Raw genomic sequence first — 23,631 nt, forward strand, 5'->3', positions numbered from 1 at the left:
CACCCGCCCAGGGAATCCCCCGGCGATTCAGCCACACCGAAAACCGCTCTAGATCGCGGCCGCGCCGCTCCGGCAACGGGCGTTTGCGGGTCGTCCGACATGCCGGAGACTGCCGGATGCGGTGCACTGTGAGGTCGGCTATTCTCGCGCCGCCGCCGCGATCGTCGCGCCGGCAACGCGACCGACGAGCCCCCCGATGACGACCCCGAAGGATCCCGCCCACCCGGACGCCTCCAAGGAGGTGCTGGCCGCCAAGCTCGCCTCGACGGCCAGCCTGATCGAGCGGATGACGGCGCTCGCCGTCTTCGTCGCACTCCTGCTCGGCGTGTTCCTGGTGGTGAAGCCGTTCATCACCGGCATCCTGTTCGGCGGCATTCTCGCCATCGCGACCTGGCCGTTGCGCGACCTGCTGGTGCGGCACGGCTCGTCGACCGTGCTGGCCGCGAGCCTCCTGCTGCTCGCCGCCATCGCCACCATCGGGCTACCCGCCGTCTTCCTCGCGCCCGGCCTCGCCGAGCGGCTGGTGAAGGGGCTGCAGCAGGCACAGACCTATTTCGCCGGGATGCCGGAGCTGCCGACTTGGCTCGCCAACATCCCGTTCGTCGACGAGCCGATCCGCCGCATCTGGACCGACCTCGCCGATCCGAGCAGCATCGTCCAGGAGGTGTTCAAGTCCTACTCGGCCGAGCTGCAGCGGGCGCTCGTCGAGATCGCCAAGGCGTTCGCCGACGGCATCTTCCAGGTGCTGGTGTCGCTCGCGGTGGCGACGCTGCTGTGGCTGCAGGGCGACACCATCGGCCACGCCATCCGCGACGTGACGGTGCGGCTCGGCGGCGACACGGCCGGCGCGGCACTCGACACCGCGGCCGACTCGGTGCGCGGCGTCGCCTACGGCATCGTCGGCACGGCCGCCATCCAGGCCGGGCTGATGACCTTCGGGCTGCTGCTCGCCGGGGTGCCGGGCGCCGCCGTGCTCGGCTTCGTCTCGATGCTGATCGCGCTCAGCCAGTTCGGCATCCTGCTCGCGATCATCTGGGGCGGCGCCGGCTGGTGGCTGTTCACGCTCGGCCACACCGGCTGGGCGATCTTCATCATCGCCTGGGGCATCATGGTCTCGACCGTCGACAACGTGATCCGGCCCTGGCTGGTGAGCTTCGGCGCGGCGCTCCCGCTCACGCTGATCATCTTCGGCGTGCTCGGCGGCTTCCTCGCCTTCGGCTTCCTCGGCCTGTTCATCGGCCCGACGCTCTTGGGCGTCTTCGTCAATCTGCTCGATGCCTGGCGCCGCGCCACCGCCCCGCCGACGACGCCCGCCACGGTTCCGCCCTCCGGCCCCTCCGCGCTCGCCCAGGGCATCGGCACGGCCGTGCCGACCACGGCCGCGACGAAGGACGCGCTGGCGCCGGGGGAGTGAGGAGAGCGCACTCCGGGGAGCGGCTCTCCCCGTCGTGGCCGGGCCGGCCGAAGGCCGTGACCCGGCCATCCATCCCTTCACAAGAACGCTTGTCGCGAAACGGATGGATACGCGGGTCTTCGCCCGCGCATGACGAAAGATGCGGCGGTTCGCTACCGCACCAGCTCCCGCATCGCCCTGTCCAATCCCTCCAACGTCAGCGGGAACATGCGGCCGCCCATCAGCTGGCGGATCATGCGGATGGAGGACGTGTACTCCCACTGGTCCTCGGGCACCGGGTTGAGCCAGACGCAGGCCGGGTAGGTGCGGGTGACGCGGTCGAGCCAGACCTGGCCGGCCTCCTCGTTCATGTGCTCGACCGAGCCGCCCGGAGTCACGATCTCGTAGGGGCTCATCGAGGCGTCGCCGACGAAGATCACCTTGTAGTCGTGCGGATAGGTGTGCAGCACGTCGAAGGTCGGCGTGGCGTGGTCCCAGCGCCGCTTGTTCTCCTTCCACACGCGCTCGTACAGGCAGTTGTGGAAGTAGTAGTGTTCGAGGTGCTTGAACTCGAGCCGCGCGGCCGAGAACAGCTCCTCGGTCAGCGAGATGTGCCAGTCCATCGAGCCGCCGACGTCGAAGAAGGCCAGAACCTTCACGGCGTTGTGGCGCTCGGGCCGCATGTGGATGTCGAGATAGCCCTTGTGCGCCGTGCCCTTGATGGTGCCGTCGAGATCGAGCTCCTCGGGCGCGCCGGTGCGCGCGAATTTTCGCAGCCGCCGCAGCGCGATCTTGATGTTGCGGGTGCCGAGCTCGACCGTGTCGTCGAGATCCTTGAACTCGCGCCTGTCCCACACCTTCACGGCGCGAAAGTTGCGGTTGGTCTCCTGGCCGATACGGATGCCTTCGGGATTGTAGCCGTAGGCGCCGAACGGCGAGGTGCCGCCGGTGCCGATCCACTTGTTGCCGCCCTGGTGGCGGCCCTTCTGCTCGGCGAGGCGCTGCTTGATCGTCTCCAGGAGCTTGTCGAGCCCGCCCAGCGCCTCGATCTGCGCCTTCTCCTCGTCGGTGAGGTATTTCTCGGCGAGCGTCTTGAGCCAGTCGGCCGGGATCTCGGCCGTGATCGCCTCGGCCGTGCTCTCGAAGCCCTTGAACACGGTGCCGAACACGCGATCGAACTTGTCCAGGTTGCGCTCGTCCTTCACCAGGAGCGCGCGGGCCAGATAGTAGAAGTCCTCGACCTTGCGGCCCGCGAGGTCGGCGTCCATCGCCTCCATCAGGGTCAGATACTCGCGCAGCGTCACCGGCAGCCCGGCGCTCTTGAGCGCGTGGAAGAAGCTGATGAACATCGGGCTCTCCGGCCGGGACGACGGGCCACGTCGTCCCTGGCGGTGTGGATGGCGCAGTATAACGCCCGCCGGCGACCGGTCGAGCCGCGACCGCCCGACCGCCGCAGCCCCGGCGGCGCAGCCCCGGCCGGCGCAGGCTCGGAGGCGCAGGCTCGGAGGCGCAGGCTCGGAGGCGAGCCGGACCTGGCGTCTCGACCCGACGATTCGTCCCACCGGTCACGCTTTTGCCCTGTTGTCGCCGCGCCGCCGTATAGAACGAGGGCGAGGCCTGAGCCGGGCGGGCGGCCGACGGGAGACGACGATGCGGTGGTGCGACGGAACGGCGACGGGAGCACGTGCGGCAACGCTGGCGGCTGTCCTCGCGGCGGTGCTGCTCCAGCCGGTGAACGCCCAGACGCCGCTCCAGCTGCCGACGTCCGGCGGCGAGTCGGGGCGGCCCTCGATCACGGTCCATCCCGACCCGAACGCCGCGCCGGCCGTCGCGCCCGCGCCGCTGCCGGAGCCGGCGATCGGCGCGACCATCGACTGGCAGGTGAAGAACCGGTTCCGCCTGTTCCGCGACGAGAAGGATTTCCTGCGCCACGTCACGGCGGCGGCCGGGCGCAGCGTGCTGGCGACCGAGCAGGCGCTCGCCGCCGAGACGGACGGGCGCGGCTGGGCGCGCGACACCGTGGTGCGGCTGTGCACCGACGCGGCCGGGCGGGTCGCCGACGAGTGCCTGCGCGACGGCGTGCGCGAGTCGTATCTCGCCCCGGCCGATCATCGCGTCGAGGCGCGGCTCGCCGGCGCCGTCGATCCGGCCGCCCGATGCACCTGGACGTTCGAGGACGGCGACTCGCTGCCGCGCAGCGTGACGGCGCCGTGCGCCGAGCCGGTGAATCTGCGCGTGGTGTTCGGCAAGCCGACCATCGCGGTGGTCGACATCGTGGCACCCGACGCGGCGACCTCCGGCCAGCCGCCGCGCCGCGCCACCACGGAGATCCTCGTCCAGGATCTGCTGATCGCCGGGCTCGGCGACTCGATCGCCTCGGGCGAGGGCAATCCGGACCGCCCCGTGGTGCTGTCCGACGAGGGCTTCTGCTTCCGCCGCTTCGGCGGCGGCGGCCGCAACGAGTTCTTCCGGCCGGGCCGGCAGGGCTTCAAGGGCGACAAGGCCTGCGAGTCGGGCGGCGGCAGCGCCGGCAGCGACGGCGACCGCGCCGAATGGGCGCGCCTCTCGGCGCGCTGGATGAGCGCGCCCTGTCACCGCTCGCTCTACGGCTATCAGCTCCGCGCCGCGTTGGCGCTGGCGGTCGAAAACCCGCGCATCGCCGTCACGTTCCTGCCGCTCGCCTGCACGGGCGCCACGATCGAGACCGGCCTGTTCGCCGGCCAGCCGTCGCGCGAGCTCAACTGCGGCACCAGCGGCTCGGCCTCCTGCCCGCGCCAGATGCCGGGCCAGATCGCGCAGCTCCGCGACCTCCTCGCCAAGGCCCGGAAGGCGCACCCGCAGCGCGGCCTCGATCTCGTGTTCCTCACCGTCGGAGCGAACGACGTCGATTTCTCCGGGCTGGTCGCCGACGTGATCATCGACGCCTCGGCCGAGCGCACGCTGTTCCGCCGCGCCGGCGTGATCGGCAGCGTCGAAGGCGCGCAGCGCGCCATCGACACGACGCTGCCGACCGGCTTCCACCGGCTGCGTTCCGCCCTCAAGCCGCTGCTCGGCGGCAGCCTCGACCGCCTCGTCTATGTCTCCTACGGTCATCCGGCGCTGGCCCCGCAGGGCGGCGCCTGCCCGACCAGCCGCGACGGCTTCGACGTGCATCCGGCCTTCGGGGTCGACGGCGACCGGCTCGCCCGCATCTCGCAGTTCGTCGAGCGCGGCTTCTTCCCGCGCCTGAAGGCGCTCGCGACCTGCACGGGCGGCGTCGCCTGCGCCGACCCGACCCGCGACCGCATGACCTTCGTCGACGCCCACCAGCCCGTGTTCGCCGACCACGGATTCTGCGCCCGCTCGGCCGAGGATCCGCCGTTCGACCGGGACTGCTTCGCCACCGACGGGACGAGCTTCGCGACCAGTCCGGTCGAAGGTGCGACCGCCCCGCTGACCTGCGCGGCGCGCCCTGCCGACTTCCGTCCCTATGCCCCGCGGGCGCGCTGGATCCGCACGGCGAACGACAGCTATTTCGCCGCCATGACGTTCCCGGAGGGGGTGTCGCCGACCATGCAGCCGAGCGACCTGCACGACGCCACCTGGGGCGTGCTCTCCGCCGTCTACGGCGGCGCCGTCCATCCGACTGCCGAGGGCCATGCCGCCATGGCCGACGCCGCCCTGCCGGCCGCCCGCACGGTGCTGGGCCTGCCGCAGCCGGACACGACGATCACGGCCGAGCCGCTGCCGCCCGCCCTGCCCGCTTCGGGCGCAGCCGGTCAAGCCGGTCCCTTGCCCGTCGCTCCGGTGCCGCAGACGGCCGGCTCGGGCGCCCTGCCCGGACGCTGACGGTCCACGCGCATCGGCGCACGCAACGACCGCCCGAGAAGGTCGGCGCGTCACGAAACTGTCGTGCCAAGTCGGGCGCGGGCGCATGCTCCGGCCGCATGGCCGCTCCTGCAACGCGGCCTTGCGGACGGCACGACTTGTCGCGCCGCGAGTCGCCCGGCACGTTTCAGCGCACCCCCAAAACGTCCCGGAAGCGGACGACCGCTCCATCGTGCGAGCCTGTGACCCGGCCCGCCGCGACCGTTAGGTCGCGCGAGGACGACCGCGGGTTCCACCGGATACTTCGGACGGATCGGTGGAGTACGATGGCCATGGCCGGCGCACCCCCGCTCTCCGACCCCAGACAGTGTGGGCAGCCATGACCGAGGTCAGCTACGGCGTCTGGGACGGCATCGTCTTCGACAATCGCGACGGTGCCTCCCCGTTTCCGGCGAGCGGTTTTCCCGAGCTCGCCAACGTCGACGATTTCGATCCGAAGAATCGCATCAGGGCCTTCTTCGGCGACCGCGGCTTCTTCATCTTCGACCCGACCGTCAGCCTCGTCGACGCGCTGTGGCGCCAGATGGTCGAGGCCGCCGACCAGTCCTGCGGCAAGTGCACGCCCTGCCGGATGGGCACCGTGCTGGTGCGCGACGCGCTCGACGCGCTGCGCCAGGGCCGGCCGAGCCCGCTCGGCCTCGCCGAGATCGAGCGGCTCGCCGAGCAGATGACCGCCACCTCCATGTGCGGCCTCGGCCAGACCTGCGCGAGCGCGCTGCTCGACGCGCTGCGCGGCTTCCGCGACGTGATCGAGGCCGAGATCGCCCGCGGACCGCAGCCCGAGCAGCACGGCATGGCCTACATGACGGCGCCCTGCATCGAGGCCTGCCCGTCGCGCATCAACGTGCCGCGCTACATCGACTACATCCGCGACGGCAAGCCCGAGCACTCGCTCGGCGTCATCCTGCAGAAATACCCGATGGCGGCGACCTGCGGGCGCGTCTGCGTGCGCTTCTGCGAGATGGCGTGCCGGCGCAAGTTCGTCGACGAGGCGGTCGGCATCAAGACGCTCAAGCGCTATGTCGCCGACCAGCAGACGGGATCGCGCGCCCTCACCTTCGGGCGCGAGCTGATCGCCCAGCCGCTCGGTGCCGACATGCGGGTCGCCGTGGTCGGCGCCGGCCCGGCCGGCGTCTCCTGCGCCTATCATCTGCTGCTGCACGGCTATCACGTCGACATTCTCGAGGCGATGGGCGAGGCCGGCGGCATGGCGGCGATCGGCATCCCGTCCTACCGCCTGCCCAAGTCGGTTCTGCGCAAGGAGACCGACATCATCACCGAGCTCGGCGGCCGCTTCCTGTTCAACCGCGCGCTCGGCCGCGACTTCACCATCGACGACCTGTTCGCCCGCGGCTACCGCGCCGTGTTCCTCGCCATCGGCTGCCAGCAGGGCATCCGGCTCGGCGTCCAGGACGAGGATCCCTCGATGCCCGGCTACAAGTCCGGCATCGGCTTTCTTCTGGAGGTGCACGACCACGTCGCCGGGCTGAAGACCGTGTCGCTGTCGGGCGAGGTGATCGTGGTCGGCGGCGGCAACGTCGCCATGGACTGCGCCCGCTCGGCGCTGCGCATGGGCGCCGACAAGGTCCACGTCGTCTATCGTCGCACCCGCGAGGACATGCCCGCCGACAGCGAGGAGGTCGAGGCGGCGATCGCCGAGGGCGTCGTCTTCCACTTCCTCACCAACCCGGTCCGCATCGTCTCGGCGGACGGCCGCATCACCGGGGTCGAGCTCGCCACCATGCGCCAGACCGAGCCCGACCGGCACGGCCGCCGCGGCGTCGAGGCGGTGCCCGGCACCGAGCGCGTGATGCCCTGCGTGACCCTCATCGCGGCGATCGGCCAGCAGGTCGTCAAGGGCGCCCTGACGGCGGACGACGGCATCGCCTTCGACCGCTGGAACTGCGTCGCGATCGACACGTTCGACCTCTCCACGTCGCGCCCGGGCGTGTTCGCCGGCGGCGACTGCGCGTCGGGTCCGTCCACCCTCATCCACGCGATGGCGAACGGCCTGAAGGCCGCCCGCTCGATCGACGACTGGATCCAGAAGGGCCACACCTGCTTCCAGGCGCGCACGCGCATGCGCCAGATTCTCAACGACAACAAGATGCTCGCCGACGACGCCGTCGAGGTGCCGGTGAAGCCGCAATACCGCGTCCACCATCCCGAGCTCGACCCGACCGTGCGCAAATTGATGTTCGAGGAGGTCGAGCAGACGATCAGCCCCGAGCAGGCCTATCGCGAGGCCAAGCGCTGCATGCGCTGCTATCGCACCTACTCGGTGATCACCGAGCGCGCGATTCCCGAAGGAGCCTCGCCATGAGCACGACCGACACGGCTCCAGCCGACATGGCTCCAGCCGACATGGCTCCGACCGGAGTGCCCGCCGCCGATGCCGCGCCCCTGACCGCGACCATCAACGGCAAGGCCGTGACGGGCCGGCCCGGCGAGACGATCCTGGAATGTGCGCGCCGCAACGGCGTCTACATCCCGACGCTGTGCGAGCTGCACGACATCGACCACGCGCCCGGCACCTGCCGGGTCTGCCTGGTCGAGATCAAGATGCCGCACGCCGACAAGACGCATCTGGTCGCCTCCTGCACGACGCCGCTGCAGGACGGGCTCGCCGTCAACACCCGCACGCCGCAGCTGCGCGAGATGCAGCGCCTGCAGGTCGAGCTTCTGCTCGCCGACCACGACCAGGACTGCGCCACCTGCATCCGCCACGGCAAGTGCGACCTGCAGGACGTCGCCCAGTTCGTCGGCCTGCGGCAGAATCGCTTCTTCGATCCGGCCCGCGTCGCCGCGCGGCCGATCGACGAGTCCTCGCCCGCCCTGATCCGCAACATGAAGCGCTGCATCCGCTGCCAGCGCTGCATCGCGATCTGTCGCGACGGCCAGGGTGTCGACGCGCTCATCCAGATCAACAGCGGCCTCGACACCGCGGTCGGGCTGCGCCACGGCCTGACCCAGAAGAACTCGGCCTGCGTCACCTGCGGGCAGTGCGTCCTGGTCTGCCCGACCGGCGCGCTCGGCGAGCGCGACGAGACCGACCGGGCGCTCGAGATGATGTACGATCCCGAGCTGATCACGGTGGTGCAGTTCGCCCCCGCCGTGCGGGTCGGCTTCGGCGAGGAGTTCGGCCTGCCCCCCGGCACCAATGTCGAGGGCCAGATCATCACGGCGCTCAAGCAGCTCGGCGCCTCGATCGTGCTCGACACCAACTGGGGCGCCGACCTCGTGATCATGGAGGAAGGCACCGAGCTCCTGCACCGGCTCAAGGAGAGGAAGAGGCCGACCTTCTCGTCCTGCTGCCCGGCCTGGATCAACTTCGTCGAGCGGCACTATCCCGACATCATGCCGTCCCTGTCGTCGACCAAGTCGCCGCAGCAATGCGTCGGCGCGCTCGCCAAGACCTACCTGCCGGAGAAGATGGGCATCGATCCGGCGCGCGTCCGCGTCATCTCGATCATGCCCTGCATCGCCAAGAAGGACGAGATCGTCCGCCGCCAGCTGGTCCACGACGGCGTGCCGGAGGTCGACGTCGTGCTCTCCACCCGCGAGTTCGCCCGCCTGCTGCAGCGCGAGCGCATCGACCTCAAGACACTGCCGCCGTCGACCTTCGACAATCCCTACATGAGCGAATATTCGGGTGCCGGCGCGATCTTCGGCACCACGGGCGGCGTCATGGAGGCGGCGATTCGCACCATGTACTACGTGGTCAACGGCCGCGAGCTGGAGCATGTCGAGATCGAGCAGCTGCGCGGCTTCGAGGGCGTGCGCACCGCGACCGTGGAGCTCGGCGGCGACATCGGCGCCGTCAAGATCGCCATGTGCCACGGGCTGAAACCCACCCGCCAGATCGTCGAGCAGGTGCGCTCCGGCAATTCCGATCTCGACTTCGTCGAGATCATGGCCTGCCCGGGCGGCTGCGTCGACGGCGGCGGCACGCTGCGCTCCAAGAAGGCCTATCTGCCGCATGCGCTCAAGCGCCGCGAGACGCTGTTCGGCATCGACAAGAATCGGGCGGTACGCCAGTCGCACCGCAACGAGCAGGTCCAGGCGCTCTATCGCGACTATCTCGGCGCGCCGAACTCCGAGAAGGCGCACCACCTGCTCCACACCTATTATACCGACCGCAAGATCGAGATGACCCAGACGGTCCGCGAGGTGTGGGCCGACATCAAGATGACCGGCAAGGTGTACTGACGTGGACGGAGCCGCGGCGCGGGCGGCGGCTCACCACACCACCGCCACCGAGCCCATGCCGCCGTAGATCTGCGTGCCGGCCGCGAACTGGCCGTCGAAGCTGCCCCGCAACGTGACGCCGCGGAAAACCTTCAGCTCGGCGCCGGCGGAGACGAGGGCGGAGTCGCCCGGCAGCGTCGCGCCGAACACCGTGAAGCCGGAGCCGGCGAGATTGACGAAGCTCGCGTCGAGCGCCCGCTCGGTGGTGAACTCGTGCGCCCAGGCGAGCCGCCCGCGCACCGTCAAGGCCGCGTCGGCGGAGCGCCAGGCGGCGGCGTCGAAGCGAGCGCCGAGCTCGCTGCGGGTCGCCGTCGCGGTCGTCTCGGCATAGCGCAGCGCGAAACCGGCGAGGCCCGACGCATCGGCTTCGGCATAGCTCGGCGTGTGGAAGGCCTGCACCCGCATCGCCGCGAACGGCGTGATCCCGATCCCGCTGGTCGCCACGGTGCGCCAGCCCGCCTCGACCCGACCGCCGACGGCGTGGCCGGAGTAATCGCCGAGCAGACGGTCGGCGACGCCGGGCAGCGCGACGAGGCGGTCGGTGCGCACATCGTGCCAGCCATACGAGACCGCACCCGACACATAGGCCGGACCGGCCCGCCAGCTCCCGTAGCCACCGAGCTGCAGCGTGTCGGCGCGGCCCGAGCCGAGCCCGCCGAGCGAGAACGACGTCTCGCCGCCCGCCAGCGCGACGCCGAGCACCGCGTCGGGCGAGACCCGGTAATCGGCCCCGCTGGCGAGCCCCCAGTTGCGCGCGCCGAGATCGTGGCTGCCGATCGCCGCGCGACCTCCATGGGTCGCGTCGGCTCCGAAGGCACCGGCCCAGAGCCGCCAGCGCGGGCCGACATCCGGCACCAGCGGCGCCTTCACGGCGCGGTCGATCGCCGCGGCGCCCGCCCCGCGCGCGGCTCCGGCCGGCGGCGCCGACGCATAGGCGAGCGCCGGACCGCCGTGCGCCGGACCGCCCGCGGCGCGCGAGCCGGCGAACGGGTCGAGCATCAGCTCGAGAAACTGGTCGGTCTGGCGGAACCCCGCGGTCGCCGCGCCGGTCGCGATCTCGCCGGAGAGCTGGGTCAGCGCATAAGGGATCGACGGCGCGCCGAGCACGGTAGCGAACAGGCCGCCGAGCCCGGGCCCGGTGTTGTAGGCGCGGTCGAGGGTGCGGCCGACCTGCCGCTGGTTCTCGTTCAATCCCGCGAGGCCGGCGAGCGCTAGTTCGATGTCGAGCACCACGTCGTTGCCGACGATGCCCACCACGGCCTTGTACCAGGGCGGCAGCCCGGCCGACGACATCCCGGAGAACGACCCCGTCAGACCGCCGGCGGCAGTGAGGATCGTATAGTGGCGCGCCGCCGTTTCGCCCGGCAGCAGCGTGATCGCGACCGTTCCGGCGAGCGCCGCCGTGCCGGTGACGCGGGTGAAATCGGACGCCGTCGACGACAGCTCCACCGCATAGACGCTGCCCGATCCGAAGGTGAGGTTGCCGGCGATCGTGACGGTGCCGATCGAGTTGCCGGGCGCGAGCGTCCCCTCGATGGTGGCCGAGGGCAGCGCACCGGTGCCGCCGATCGCCGCCCCGTCGGCGACGACCAGGCCGCTCGACGAGGCGATCGAGCCGTTGACGATCAGGGTGCCGCCCGTCACCAGGGTCGAGCCCGTGTAGGTGTTGATGCCGGCGAGCGTCAGCGTGCCGGTGCCGACCTTTTCCAATGAGCCCGGCCCCGGCGTGCCGCAGCCGCAAGCCGAGTAGTCGGCGATCCGGCCCGTCACGGTGGTCGACTGGTCGTTGCCGCCGACCACCAGGGTGTTGCCGCCGCCGATGTAATAACGGCCGCTGCCGGCGATCGAGCCGGCCGTGACGCGGCCGTTGCCGTCCGGTCCGGTGGTGCCGCCGAAGTCGACGACGCCGGTCCCGTTGGTGACGAAGGCGGCGAGCCCGCCGGTCGCGAAGTCGTAGAAGTCGGTGCGGCCGCCCGAGTTGGTGACGATGGTCGCGCTGCCGGCCGTGCTCCAGGCGTTGAAGACCGTCTCGCCGCCGGAGTTGTTGACGATCGTGGCGTTGCCGGCGGTCGTGTGCGACCAGAACAGCGTCGTGCCGCCGTCGTTGACGATCCGGGCCGAGCCTGCCGACGTCGTCTCGGTGCCGTAACCGAGCCCGAAGCTCGTGAATCCGATCGCCTGGTTGGTGATGGTGGCGGAGCCGGCGGTCGCGTCGCCCGTGAAGGCGAGCTGGCCCCACTGGCTGTTGGTGATGGTCGCATTGCCGGCCGTGCTCGTGTCGCCGAACTGCAGGCCGGAGTATTGCGTGTTGGTGATGGTGGCGGTGCCGGCCGTGGTGGACGCCGCGAACAGCATGGTGCCGTAGTTGGTGTTGGTGATGGTCGCCGCGCCGGCCGTGGCGGTGCCGTAGAACTGAAGGAGCGAGCCGTCGTTGGTGATGGTCGCGCTGCCGGCGCTGCTCGCCCCGGTGAAGCTGAGCGTGCTGCTGGAGGAATTGACGATGGTGGCGCTGCCGGCCGTGCTGCCGTGGTCGAAGGTGAGCGCCCCGGTGAAGAGGTTGTAGGTCGCGTCGCCGGCGCTGCTCGCGTTCTGGAACACGATCAGGCCGCCGCCGAACACGTCGAAGGTCTGAACGGCCGACGAGTTGTTGACGACCCCGGCGCCCGTGATGTCGAACCCGGCCATCACGTTGATCAGGTAGGCCGGCGCGTCGCCGGTGAAGACGATCGTCTCGATCGAGGAGGCGACGTCGACGACGGCGACGGTGTTCGGGGTGTTCGGGAAGGTCGCCGTGGCGGTCGGCACCCCCGCGGTCCAGTTTGCCGGGTCGCTCCAGTTCGCGGTGGTGCTGGACGCCCCCGTCCAGTCGGCGTTCTGAGCGCGCGCCGCCGCCGGCAGCACCAGCAGCGCCGTGCCGGCGAGCAGCGCCGCTGCGCGGCGCTTGGCGAGGACGTGCGGTCCGGAGCGGCTCCGATCCCGCGTCTCGATCACGCTGACCGTCGCGCCCGGCGACTCCTTTGGCTCACGATCCACACCACGCCCCCCGTGACGCAGGGCGGATGCACGGCCCGCCCCACATCGCGGCCGGGCGCCCTAGCCCGACCGCGCTATACGGGTCATTACGGACCAAAATCGCCGATAAGCACAACTGGGGAAAAATGGGTGGACCGCCACGTCCCGCCGGAATCGCGCCGCGCGTGTCGTCACGACAACACATCTCGGCGACGAGCAGGATCGTCGCACCAATCAAAAAAATACCGATACGTCACAGAACGTTATACCGCCGGGGGACGACGTCAGCTCACCCCGAGCTTCTTCTGCAGGCTGGTCGAGGAGGTGGTGTACTGGAACACCACCCGCTTGTCCGGGAACACATAGCGGGCGGCGGCCTGGGCCATCAGGGCGCCCTCGTGGAAGCCGGAGAGGATCAGCTTCAGCTTGCCCGGATAGGTGTTGATGTCGCCGATGGCGAACAGGCCAGGCTGGCTGGTCTCGAACTTCTCCGTGTCGACGGCGACCAGCCCGTCCTTCAGCTCGACGCCCCAGGTCGCGACCGGGCCGAGCTTCATGGTCAGCCCGAAGAACGGCAGCATCGCCTCGCACAGCACCTCGATCATGCGGCCATCGGCGGTCTTCACCAGCGCCGCCTCCAGCGCCCCGCCCTCCCCGGCCAGGTCCATCACCTGGCCGATGATCAGGTCCATCTTCCGGTCGGCGACGAGCGCCCGCATCTTGTCGACCGTGGCGGGCGCCGCCCGGAACTCGTCGCGCCGGTGCACGAGCGTGATGCGATGGGCGATCGGATGCAGGGCGACGACCCAGTCGAGGGCGGAATCGCCGCCGCCGACGATCATCAGCCGCTTGTCGCGGAACGCCTCCATTTTTCGCACGGCGTAGAAGACCGCGGAGTCCTCGAACGCCTCGATGCCCTTGATGGGCGGCCGCTTGGGCTGGAACGAGCCGCCGCCGGCGGCGATCACCACGACCTTGGCCTCGAACACGGTGCCGCGGTCGGTGGTGCAGCGGAACAGCGGGTCGCCGATCCTCTCCACCGTCTCGACCATCTCGCCGAGCGTGAAGGCGGGACCGAACGGGGCGATCTGCTCCATCAGCGCATCGACGAGGCCCTGGCCGGTGATCCGCGGCACTGCCGGGATGTCGTAGATCGGCTTCTCCGGATAAAGCTCGGCGCACTGGCCGCCGACCTTGGGCAGGACGTCGACCACATGCGCCTTGATGTCGAGAAGCCCCAGCTCGAACACGGCGAACAGGCCACAGGGGCCGGCGCCGATGATCAGCGCGTCGGTCTTGATCGGGTCGGTCGGGATCGGATCGGTCAGCGGATCGCTCATGGTGCCTTCGATGCGGCGGACGGGGGATGTGCCGGCGCGCGGCGCCGCGCAGACCACGGCTGCGCGCGGGCGGCTTGCGGCGCGCCCGGCGGCGCCGCACAACAGGTCGCCGCGACCGCGGTGGCTCGGGGTCCGAGCCTGTAAGCCACCCCCGTGAGGACTGCAACCCGTGACCGACGAGAGGACCGCGCGCCGGCGCCAGCCGCCCCGGCCGGACGATTTCCCCCACCGGGTCGTCCACACGATCAGGTTCCGCGACCTCGACGCGCAGAACCACGTCAACAACGCCGTCTTCCTCACCTTCTTCGAGGGCGGCCGGGTGCCGCTGCTGCGCGATCCCCGCTACGGGCTGTGGGTCGAGGGCGCGGCCTATGTGCAGGCCAACCTGACCATCGACTACCTGGCGGAGATTCACTATCCGGGCGAGGTGGTGATCGGCACCCGCGTGGCGCGGGTGGGGACAAGCTCGCTCATCTTCGATCAGGCGGTGTTCAACACGGACCGCTGCGCCGGTCTCGCCCAGTCGACCCTGGTGCTGATCGACCGGGAATCGCGAAAACCACGGCCGTTCCCGCAGGACATCGTCACGCGCCTGCGCGCCGGCGGCGGTGCCGTGCCCGAGGTGGGGTGAGACCGGTCGCGACCGAGCATTGCGCCGTCATTCCGCGGCGCGGCGAAGCGGCGAATCCGGAATCCAACCGCAAGCTCCGTCGTCTCGGCTGGATTCCAGGTTCGGCGCGAAGCCTGTGCTCGGGCGGCGCGAAGTGCCGACCCGAGTGCGTCGCCCCGGAACGACCGAAATTCACGCCTGCCGCTCGGGCGTCTGCACCACGAGGCCGTCGAGCTCGTCGCGGACCTTGATCTGGCAGGACAGGCGCGAGTTCGGCCGCACGTCGTAGCCGAAGTCGAGCATGTCCTCCTCCATGGCGGTCGGCGGGCCGACGATCTCGCGCCACGCCTCGTCGACATAGACGTGGCAGGTGGCGCAGGCGCAGGCGCCGCCGCATTCGGCGTCGATGCCGGGCACGCCGTTCTTGATGGCGGCCTCCATCACGGTCGCGCCGGGTTGGGCCTCGACCGTGCGGGACGATCCGGTGAAGCTGACGAAGGTGATCTTGGCCATCGGGAGTGTGGGACGCTTTGAAATGGTCGTTCGGGGGTTCGAGATCGGCCCGGCGCGGCGCCGGACCGGAGGCTGTGCTGGACGCCCTCTATAGAGTCTCCGGAGAACCGAGTCTCGGGCGATGGTCGAAGTGGCCTCCGTCGGTGCCGAACACCGAGCGGCCGCGGACCGTCGCGAAGCCCCGTCGCGAAGCCCCGTCGCGAAGAGTCGTCGCGAAGAGCCGCAATCCGGCCCCGCAGAATCAGATGGCCCCGGCTTTGGACCGGGGCCACTGTCGGCCGGACGATTGTGAGGGGGGGAGGGGGGCTCGTCCAGCTTCCGACTCGACATGGGGGCGGCGGCGCAGTTTGCAAGGAGCAGGCGAAGCTTCGCCCTGCCCCGCTTCACTCTGACGCACGATTTCACTCGGCTGCACGATCCTGGCGCAGCCGGGCGATCGCGGCGCGGGCCTCGGACCCGGCCCGATCCATGGCGGCGAGCGGACCGTCGACCGCCGCGCCGGTCGCGACGGCCGCCTCGATCGCCTCGGCCGCCGTCACGATGGCCCAGGCGCCGACCCCGCGGGCCGATCCTTTCAGCGTGTGGGCGAGGGTCGCCATCGCGGCCGGCGGGGCCGCGTCCATGCGGGCGACCAGGAGCGCGATCTGCTGGTCGAACAGGTCGAGCACCTCGGCCTGCAGGCGGGCGTCGCCGAGCGTCATCCGGAACAGGTGCGCGAGATCGATCGGCATCGCATCCGGATCCGCCGCCGGCAGCGGCAACGACACGGCGGGAGGCTCGACGAGGAAATGGCTGTGCATGGAACGCCCCGGTCTTGGTTCGACGCCCGACCTTGTTGTCGCGCACTGTGGCCGGCCGACCGTCACTCCCGGGTAAACGCGAACGCACGCGGGCGCCTGCGTGGCGCCCCCGCAACAGGTGGATTCACGAGCATCATCAATGGTGGATTAACCCGGCGTCGCGACATGCACCGGGACGCACCGATCGCCGAGACGCAACGATCCCTCGCGCCGGCGCGCGTCCTCCGCACCGGACGGTGCCGAGCCGCCTCGGCTCAGGCCTTCGGCGGCTCGCGGCCGATCGCCCGCCAGCCCGCCTCGGTGAGCCGGCAAACCAGCCAGTCGGGCTTGAGCGGGTTGTCGAACCACGGCCTCGCCCAGCCGTGGGCCACACAGGCCTCGACGGTCTTGCGCGGCACGGCGCGGCCGTCCCGGTCGAAAAGCGGGAGTTTTCCACCCGGCTCGTTAACGCCTCGTTCGAGATAGCGGCGCTGCGGATCGGTCGGCCGCAGAGCCGCCGCATTGTCGCCCCCAAGATGAAGCGGCTGGTCCAGGGGGAGGTGGTCGTCCGGGAGATGGTCGTCCGTGCGACGGTCGTCCGTGCGACGGGGCCGAGCGGGCATGGCTGCTGGCATGGGCGCACCCGTTAACGATGATTAAAAAAGGGTTACCGAACTTGGTTTCCCTGGGGCTTCCACCTCTCTAGGATAGTCACACCACGGGCGGGAATCCCAGCGGCATCGTCAGTCCCGCCTGCGGCAGCGTGTCCGAGACGGCGTGCGGTGGCACGCCCCGGGCACCTTATCCACAGGGCCTCAGTCCTGTTCAGCGTAGCTTGCGAGGCGACGAGCGACATGGCGAACACTCCGAAAAAGGCCAAGGATCCGACAGAAGTTGCTCTGTCGGCCATTCAGGAGGCCCTGAATGTGGGCGGCCCCGGGCCGGCCCCGTCCCCTGCTTCGGACTCTCCCGCGATCCAACCCGACGACCGGCGCGACCGTTCGCCGCCGCCTTCGCTCGCGCCCGAGCCGCTGCCGCCGCCCGGCTTCCAGGATCCAATCGCCCGCCGGATGGACGAGCCGCTCACCGTCCCGGCCAACGACGACCGCGAGACCATCGGCCAGGTATTGCAGTCGCTGCAGCGCCGTCCGGCCCGCACACCCTACCTGGCGGCCGGCCTGTTCAGTGCCGCCTGGGCGATCTCGGCGCTCGGCCTCGTCCTCGCCTACTCGGCCGAGATCGGCGTGCTGATGAGCCAGGGGGCCGTCGCCGTCCCGCTGGTGTTCGGCATCGTCTCCGGCATCGCCGCGCCGATCGTCTTCTTCTTCGTGCTCGCCAACATGGTGTCGCGTTCGCAGGAGCTGCGCATCGTCGCCCAGGCGATGGCGCGCGCCGCCATGCGGTTCGCCGAGCCGGAGAGCGTCGCCTACGACAGCGTCGTGAACGTCGGCCAGGCGATCCGCCGCGAAGTCGCCGCCATGGGCGACGGCGTCGAGCGCGCCATCGCCCGCGCGGTCGAGCTCGAGACCCTGGTCAACAACGAGGTCGCCGCGCTCGAGCGCGCCTACAACGACAACGAGGTGCGCATCCGCAACCTGCTCGACGGCATCGCCCAGCAGCGCGAGACGCTGGTCGGCGAGGCCGAACAGGTGCGCAACGCCATCTCCAACGTCCATCTCGACCTGTCGCACGACATCTTCACGGTCTCCGAGGTGGTGGGCGAGCGCTTCAACGAGGTGGCGGGCCGCATCACCCGGGCGCTGGCCGACAAGGGCGAACACATCACGCTGGCGCTCGGCACCGCCGGCGACTCGATGATCGCGGCGCTCGCCGAGCGCGGCGGCGACCTCCTGGAGCGCCTGGAGCGCACCAGCGACGAGGCGACCCGCGCCATCGAGGCGGTCAGCGATCGCCTCGCCGACAGCCTCAACATCAAGACCGGCCACCTCAACGACGCCATCGTCGAGATCGCCGACAACATGCAGGACATGCTGGGCGGCCGCCTCGACAGCGTCGCCGACGAGTTCGCCCAGAAGACCATCTCGCTCGTCGAGCTGATGGAGAACCGGTCGCGCGAGATCACCGCCATGGTGATGGAGCACACCGACACCATCTCGGGCACGCTGGTCGACACCTCGAGCCAGATCGCCGAGACCATCGCGGCCCGCGTCGACGAGGTGAACAACACCCTCAAGGCGACCGGCGACTCGATCGTCCTCGACCTCAGCCTGCGCGGCGGCGACATCGTCTCCAAGCTGGAGGAGACCGGCACGGCCATCACCGACACGCTCGACCAGCGCGGCGGTGAGATCGTCGCCCGCCTGGAGGAGACCGGCAGCACCATCACGGTGACGCTGGAGGAGCGCGGCGAGACCTTCACGCGCACCCTCACCGACAGCGCCCATGCGCTGGCCGAGGCGGTCGGCACCCGCGGCGACGAGGTGCGCGAGCTGCTCGCCGCGCGCCTGCGCGCCTTCGAGGAGATCCTCACCACCGGCAGCGGCGAGCTCGCCGAGCAGCTCGGCTCGCGCGGCGACCAGGTCCGCGACATGCTGTCCGAGCGCCTGCGCGCCTTCGAGGAGATGTTCACGACCGGCGGCAGCGAGCTCGCCGAGCGCATCGGCCGCGACAGCGCCACGCTGGCCAGCCTGATCACCCGCCACCTCGCCGAGTTCGACCGCACCGTGAAGACCTACGGCGGCGATCTCGTCGAGCGCATCGGCGAGCGCACCCAGGAGATCAACGAGACCCTCAAGGTCTATCTCGACGGCTTCGACACCCGCGTCGGTGCCAAGTCGACCGAGGTCGCCGACCTCCTGGAGACCCGCCTGATGCGGTTCCAGGACGCGCTCGACCAGCGCACCCTGACGATCGGCGAGACGCTGACGACCCGCGTCGCCGACATCAGCAAGACGGTGGGCGAGAGCAGCAAGGAGGTCGTCGCCGCGCTCGATCGGCGCGTCGAGGCGATCACCGGCCTGATCAACGCCGGCGGCCAGCAGTTCATCGACGCCGTCGGCGGCAAGATGAGCGAGATCGACGGCACGCTCGCCACCCGCTCGAACGAGGTCGCGACCGCGCTCGACGGCCGCATCGCGCGGCTGGAGGAGCTGCTCGTCACCCGCGCCGCCACGCTCAGCGGCGAGATCGAGAGCCGCAGCCAGGCGGCCGCCGAGCTGCTGCTCGGCCGCGCCGAGAGCCTGACCGCCTCGGTCGAGGCACGCAGCAAGGCCGCCGCCGAGGAGATGCTGGCGCGGGCCGAGAGCCTGACCAGCGAGGTCGAGACGCGCAGCAAGGCGGTCGTCGACGCGCTGGTCGATCGCACCCAGGCGGTCACCCACGAGATCGAGATGCGGACCCGCTCGGCCGCCGACACCCTGCTCGGCCGCGTCGAGACGCTCTCGTCCGACATCGAGACGCGCAGCACCGCCGCCATCGAGGGGCTGGTCGGCCGCCTCGGCACCGCCACGGCCGACATCGAGACGCGCACCCGCTCGGTCACCGACCTGCTGGTCGATCGCGCCGCGACCGTGACGCAGGAGATCGAGACCCGCACCCTGTCGGCCGCCGACCTGCTGGTCGGCCGGCTCGGCACCGCCACGGCCGACATCGAGACGCGCGGCAACGCCGTCGCCGACACGCTCGTCGCCCGCATCGGGGCCGCGACCGTCGACATGGAGACCCGCACCGGTGCCATCGCCGACCAGCTGCTCGGCCGCGCCGACATGGTGACGACCGACATCGAGGTCCGCACCCGGGCCGCCGCCGACCGCCTGGTCGAGCGCACCGCCGCGGTGGCGAGCGACATCGAGCAGACCGCCGGCACGGCGGCCGAGGGCTTCGCGGCCCGCATCGACCGCCTCGCCGCCGAGATCGAGGGCCGTAGCAGCGCGTCGGCCTCCTTCCTGCTCGACCGGTTCGACGGCTTCGCCCGCGACATCGAGGTGCGCAGCAACACCGCCGCGTCGTTCCTCGGCGAGCGGATGGACACCTTCGGCAGCGAGCTGGAGGCGCGCTCCGGCACCATCGTGACGGCGCTCGCCGAGCGGGCCCAGACGGTGGCCCATACGGTCGAGAGCCGCACCGGTACGGCCGCCTCGCTGCTGGTCGAGCACGCCGAGCGTGCCACTCGCGCCCTGGAGGAGCGCAGCACCGCCGCCACCGAGCTGCTGACCAGCCGCTTCGAGACCGCCACGCGCGACGTCGAGGCCCGCAGCAACGCCGCCACCGAGACGCTGGCGACGCGGCTCGAGCAGGCGACCCGCGAGATCGAGCATCGCAGCCGCGAGGCGACCGCGACCCTCGCCGGCCGCATCGAGGCGCTCGCCGAGGCCGTCAAGGTCAACACCATGGAGGCCGAGATCGCGCTCGAGCGGCTCGGCGAGACGACCGCCAACACGGTCCGCAGCAGCGCGGCCGACGCCGAGAGCAGCATCCTGCGCGCCTCCGGCGTGTCGACCGACCAGCTCCGCACCGTGGTGAGCGACATCCAGGAGCTGCTCGCCACCGTGTCGTCCGGCGTCGCCGGCACCCTCAAGCAGGACGCCGTCGATCTCGAGCGGCTCCTGACGACCACCTCGTCCAACGTCAGCGGCGTGCTCAAGCAGGACGCCGCCGAGATCGAGCGGCTGCTGCGCTCGCTGTCGTCCGGCGTCTCGGCGACGCTGCGCCAGGACGCCGCCGAGGTCGAGCGTTCGCTGTCGACCGTCACGGACGGCATCACCAAGACGCTGCGGCACGACGCCGGCGAGTTCGAGCGCAGCCTGACGGCGCTGTCGACCGGCATCTCGAGCCGCTTGCGTCAGGACACGGCCGAGGTCGAGCAGGCCCTCACCGGCCTGTCGAACGAGGTCAGCGGAACGCTGCGGTCCGACGCCGCCGAGGTCGAGCGCTCGCTCACCGCGGTGACGACCAATCTCGGCGAAACGCTCAAGCGCAGCGCCGCCGAGGTGCAGCAGTCGCTGACCGGGCTGTCGAACGAGGTCGCCGCGACCTTCGTCGGCAAGGCCGACGAGATCGCCGGCGCCATCGAGAAGCGCTCCGGCGAGCTCAACCGCGTGCTCGACGAGAAGAGCAGCGGCCTGCTCTCCGCCATGACGGCGAAGAGCAGCGAGTTCACGGCCGGCATGGGCCGGGTCACCGACCACGCCGTGAAGTCCATCGAGGCGAAGGCCTTCGCCTTCACCCAGACCATGATGGACAACTCCAACGAGCTCGCCCGCGTCATCACCGAGGCCAGCACCAAGGCCACCGACACGGTCAACAAGAGCCTCAAGGATCTGCAGGAGACGTCGCGCGTCGCCGTCACCGACTCGGCCGCGGCGCTGACCAAGCGCATGCAGGATTGGCAGGAGATCACCCGCTCGACCGTCGCCCAGTCGGCCACCGGCCTGACCCAGAAGCTGCAGGAGCTGCAGGAGGTCACCCGCACCACGGTCGCCCAGTCGACCACGGCGCTGGTTCAGAAGGCGCAGGAGCTGCAGGAGGCGACCAAGAGCGTGGTGGCACAATCCACCGCCGCCCTCGCGCAGGCGACGCAGGAGATGCAGAAGGCCGCGACCGCCACGGTGGCGCAGTCGACCGCGACCCTCACCCAGAAGACCCAGGAGCTGCAGGACACCACCACACGCCTGGTCGGCCAGTCCGGCAACGTCCTGTCGGCACGCGCCCAGGAGCTGCAGGCGGCGACCCGGCTCGCCGTCGAGCAGTCGACCGAGTCGATCCTCGGCCGCATCGAGGAGCTGCAGAAGGTCTCGCAGGAGGCGATCGACCAGTCGAAGCAGACCGCCGTCGCCACCGTCTCCGAGATCCTCGAGACGCACGGCATGCTGCGCTCCGACACGACCGCGCTGTTCGAGCGGCTGCGCGAGGCGAACGGCCTGATCCAGGAGGTGCTGGGCGGCGCCCAGGACAATCTCGGCGCCATCGAGCAGGGCCTGTCGGCGCGGGTGACCGAGTTCGTCACCACGATGAACGAGCTGCTCGCCCGCACCAACCAGACCACCGACCGGGTGAACGAGCATATCGGCACGTTCCAGGACATCTCCGGCCGCGTCATGAGCGAGCTCGGCGAGATCGTCACCCAGTTCGACAGCCACGGCCGGTCGCTCACCGACATGGTCGAGCTGATCGAGGGCTCGAACCGGCGCAGTGAAGAGGTGCTGTCCGAGCGGCGGGCCGAGCTCGAGAGCATCGTCACGACGCTCGACGGCCGCACCGAGGATCTCGACCTGCGCCTCAAGCGCTTCTCGGATCTGCTCGAGGAGTCGCTCGGCGCCGCCGAGGGCCGGGCCCGCGACATCGCCCGCATCGTCGCCGAGGCCTCGTCGCAGGGCGCCCGCGCCATCGCCGAGAACCACGAGCGCGTCCGCTCGACGGCCGAGGAGGAGCGCCAGCGCACCGCCGAGAGCCTGCGCGGCGTCTACGAGCAGGCCTCGAACGAGGCGCACGCCCTGTTCCGGCAGACCGCCAACGAAGCCGAGTCGATGCTGCAGACGGCGACCGAGCGCTTCACCGAGGTGCTGTCGAACATGAAGCACATGACGGCGGAGATGCAGCGGGAGCTGGAGGGCACCCGGCAGGAGCTGCGCCGCGGCATCCTCGAGCTGCCGCAGGAGACCGCCGAGAGCGCGGCCCAGATGCGGCGCGTCATCGTCGACCAGATCGAGGCCCTGGCGGAGCTCAACCGCATCGTCGCCCGTCACGGCCGCACCCTCGACACCACCGCGGCCGAGCCGGCCCGGCGGGTCTATCGCGAGGAGCCCGAGCTCGCCGTCGCATCGGGCGGCGGTGGCCGCAGCCAGCCGGTCGCCCGTGGCCCGATGCGCGAGCCGCCGCAGGCGCCCCGGGCCGAGGCGCCGATGGGTCCGCCCGCGCCGCCCCCTGCCCCGCCGCAGGCGCCGGTCGCGCGGCGTCCGGTCGAGCGCATGCCGGCCCCCGAGCCGCAGAGCCCGGCGCCGCCCACCGCCCCGACCAACGGCGGCCGCGGGGGCTGGCTCTCCGACCTCCTGAGCCGCGCCTCGCAGGACGACGACGACGACCAGCCGCTGCGCCGTGGCGGTGACGGTCGGCCGCAGCCTCCGGCGTCGCGGGGACCGGCCCCGGCCGACGACCGGGCGACCCGCTACACGATCGAGTCCCTCGACGCGCTGTCGGTCGACATCGCCCGGATGATCGATCACGACGCCGCGGCCGAGCTGTGGGATCGCTACAATCGCGGCGAGCGCAACGTGTTCACGCGCCGGCTCTACACCCTGCAGGGCCAGAAGACCTTCGACGAGATCCGCAATCGCTACCGGGCCGACCGGGAGTTCAAGCAGACTGTCGACCGCTACGTCGGCGAGTTCGAGCGGCTGCTCGAGGAGGTCTCGCGCAACGATCGCGGCCAGGTCGTCGCCCGCACCTACCTGACCTCGGAGACCGGCAAGGTCTACACCATGCTGGCCCACGCGGCCGGCCGGTTCGACTGAGCCGCACGACCGGACACGAACGAGAGGCGTCCGAACAGTCGTGACAAGCGACAGGACGACAGGCGGCGCCCCCGGGCGCCGCCTTTTTTCGTGCGGTCATGGCGACGGCGATGGGATCGGCACGCTCCCGTGCCCCGAAAACGGGGCAGTGTCCCCTCGGTCGGGCACGCGCGCCGGCCCGACCCGTCAGACGACGGTGACCAAGGACTCCTCGACCAGCATCTTTCACCTCTCCCGGGCAGAAGCCTCTGCAGACGTGCTCGGTCGTCCCGGGGCGGCGCGCCGGCGCCGAGCCCCGGATCCCGTCGCCCCGGTCCTTCGTGAATCATGGTCGCCGGTCGTATGGATCCCGGGCTCCCGAACCTTCGGTTCGCGCCCCGGGATGACGGATCATGCGCTG

General features: G+C 70.8%; 12 protein-coding genes. 6 read left to right on the forward strand and 6 right to left on the reverse strand.

Features of this window, described 5'->3' with window-relative positions; translation table 11 throughout:
• Positions 1-196: 196 nt before the first annotated feature.
• Positions 197-1,414, forward strand: a complete 1,218-nt coding sequence (locus ACFSOX_RS18335; RefSeq protein WP_378479265.1) for an AI-2E family transporter — start codon at positions 197-199, stop codon at positions 1,412-1,414.
• A gap of 152 nt (positions 1,415-1,566) precedes the next feature.
• On the opposite strand, the gene ACFSOX_RS18340 is transcribed toward ACFSOX_RS18335, so the two are convergent.
• Positions 1,567-2,742 carry a vWA domain-containing protein gene (locus ACFSOX_RS18340; protein ID WP_378479266.1) on the reverse strand — a complete coding sequence of 392 codons (1,176 nt, stop codon included), beginning with the start codon at positions 2,740-2,742 and terminating at the stop codon, positions 1,567-1,569.
• Positions 2,743-3,043: 301 nt separating this feature from the next.
• Between ACFSOX_RS18340 and ACFSOX_RS18345 the strand changes: the two genes are divergently transcribed.
• The 3 genes from ACFSOX_RS18345 to ACFSOX_RS18355 all read left to right on the forward strand — a co-directional run bounded on the left by ACFSOX_RS18345 (position 3,044) and on the right by ACFSOX_RS18355 (position 9,469).
• The gene (locus ACFSOX_RS18345; protein ID WP_378479267.1) at positions 3,044-5,221 is read left to right on the forward strand and encodes an SGNH/GDSL hydrolase family protein; all 2,178 of its coding nucleotides are present in this window, start codon (positions 3,044-3,046) and stop codon (positions 5,219-5,221) included.
• A gap of 358 nt (positions 5,222-5,579) precedes the next feature.
• Positions 5,580-7,583, forward strand: coding sequence for an FAD-dependent oxidoreductase (locus tag ACFSOX_RS18350; RefSeq protein ID WP_378479268.1), 2,004 nt, complete (start codon positions 5,580-5,582; stop codon positions 7,581-7,583).
• Entirely contained in the window at positions 7,580-9,469 is a 1,890-nt protein-coding gene (locus ACFSOX_RS18355; RefSeq protein WP_378479269.1) for a [FeFe] hydrogenase, group A, read from the forward strand. Before ACFSOX_RS18350 ends, ACFSOX_RS18355 begins: the two co-directional genes overlap by 4 nt.
• A gap of 30 nt (positions 9,470-9,499) precedes the next feature.
• On the opposite strand, the gene ACFSOX_RS18360 is transcribed toward ACFSOX_RS18355, so the two are convergent.
• Together ACFSOX_RS18360 and ACFSOX_RS18365 are read right to left on the reverse strand one after the other, a co-directional pair.
• Positions 9,500-12,499 carry an autotransporter outer membrane beta-barrel domain-containing protein gene (locus ACFSOX_RS18360; RefSeq protein WP_378479270.1) on the reverse strand — a complete coding sequence of 1,000 codons (3,000 nt, stop codon included), beginning with the start codon at positions 12,497-12,499 and terminating at the stop codon, positions 9,500-9,502.
• 305 nt (positions 12,500-12,804) lie between these two features.
• A complete protein-coding gene (locus ACFSOX_RS18365) occupies positions 12,805-13,860 on the reverse strand; it encodes an NAD(P)/FAD-dependent oxidoreductase (RefSeq protein WP_378479271.1) in 1,056 nt (351 codons plus the stop codon).
• Positions 13,861-14,029: 169 nt separating this feature from the next.
• On the opposite strand from ACFSOX_RS18365, the gene ACFSOX_RS18370 reads away from it, so the two are divergent.
• Positions 14,030-14,491, forward strand: a complete 462-nt coding sequence (locus tag ACFSOX_RS18370) for an acyl-CoA thioesterase (RefSeq protein WP_378479272.1) — start codon at positions 14,030-14,032, stop codon at positions 14,489-14,491.
• Between the two features lie 171 nt (positions 14,492-14,662).
• On the opposite strand, the gene ACFSOX_RS18375 is transcribed toward ACFSOX_RS18370, so the two are convergent.
• The 3 genes from ACFSOX_RS18375 to ACFSOX_RS18385 all read right to left on the reverse strand — a co-directional run bounded on the left by ACFSOX_RS18375 (position 14,663) and on the right by ACFSOX_RS18385 (position 16,181).
• Positions 14,663-14,983 carry a 2Fe-2S iron-sulfur cluster-binding protein gene (locus ACFSOX_RS18375; RefSeq protein ID WP_378479273.1) on the reverse strand — a complete coding sequence of 107 codons (321 nt, stop codon included), beginning with the start codon at positions 14,981-14,983 and terminating at the stop codon, positions 14,663-14,665.
• Positions 14,984-15,384: 401 nt separating this feature from the next.
• Positions 15,385-15,783: an Hpt domain-containing protein gene (locus tag ACFSOX_RS18380; protein ID WP_378479274.1), complete on the reverse strand. Its 399-nt coding sequence runs from the start codon at positions 15,781-15,783 to the stop codon at positions 15,385-15,387.
• A 254-nt stretch (positions 15,784-16,037) separates the two neighbouring features.
• A complete protein-coding gene (locus tag ACFSOX_RS18385) occupies positions 16,038-16,181 on the reverse strand; it encodes a hypothetical protein (protein ID WP_378479275.1) in 144 nt (47 codons plus the stop codon).
• A gap of 651 nt (positions 16,182-16,832) precedes the next feature.
• Between ACFSOX_RS18385 and ACFSOX_RS18390 the strand changes: the two genes are divergently transcribed.
• Positions 16,833-23,231, forward strand: coding sequence for an apolipoprotein A-IV repeat region-like domain-containing protein (locus ACFSOX_RS18390; RefSeq protein WP_378479276.1), 6,399 nt, complete (start codon positions 16,833-16,835; stop codon positions 23,229-23,231).
• Positions 23,232-23,631 lie beyond the last annotated feature (400 nt).

The sequence above is a fragment of the Rhodoplanes azumiensis genome (genome assembly GCF_042682915.1).
GTDB lineage: Bacteria > Pseudomonadota > Alphaproteobacteria > Rhizobiales > Xanthobacteraceae > Rhodoplanes > Rhodoplanes azumiensis.

Bases quoted from the DNA above. Each gene is read 5' to 3' on its own strand.
- ACFSOX_RS18335 (WP_378479265.1), top strand. From the start codon at position 197: ATGACGACCCCGAAGGATCCCGCCCACCCGGACGCCTCCAAGGAGGTG.
- ACFSOX_RS18390 (WP_378479276.1), top strand. From the start codon at position 16,833: ATGGACGAGCCGCTCACCGTCCCGGCCAACGACGACCGCGAGACCATC.
- ACFSOX_RS18375 (WP_378479273.1), bottom strand. From the start codon at position 14,983: ATGGCCAAGATCACCTTCGTCAGCTTCACCGGATCGTCCCGCACGGTC.
- ACFSOX_RS18365 (WP_378479271.1), bottom strand. From the start codon at position 13,860: ATGAGCGATCCGCTGACCGATCCGATCCCGACCGACCCGATCAAGACC.
- ACFSOX_RS18345 (WP_378479267.1), top strand. From the start codon at position 3,044: ATGCGGTGGTGCGACGGAACGGCGACGGGAGCACGTGCGGCAACGCTG.
- ACFSOX_RS18350 (WP_378479268.1), top strand. From the start codon at position 5,580: ATGACCGAGGTCAGCTACGGCGTCTGGGACGGCATCGTCTTCGACAAT.
- ACFSOX_RS18380 (WP_378479274.1), bottom strand. From the start codon at position 15,783: ATGCACAGCCATTTCCTCGTCGAGCCTCCCGCCGTGTCGTTGCCGCTG.
- ACFSOX_RS18340 (WP_378479266.1), bottom strand. From the start codon at position 2,742: ATGTTCATCAGCTTCTTCCACGCGCTCAAGAGCGCCGGGCTGCCGGTG.
- ACFSOX_RS18355 (WP_378479269.1), top strand. From the start codon at position 7,580: ATGAGCACGACCGACACGGCTCCAGCCGACATGGCTCCAGCCGACATG.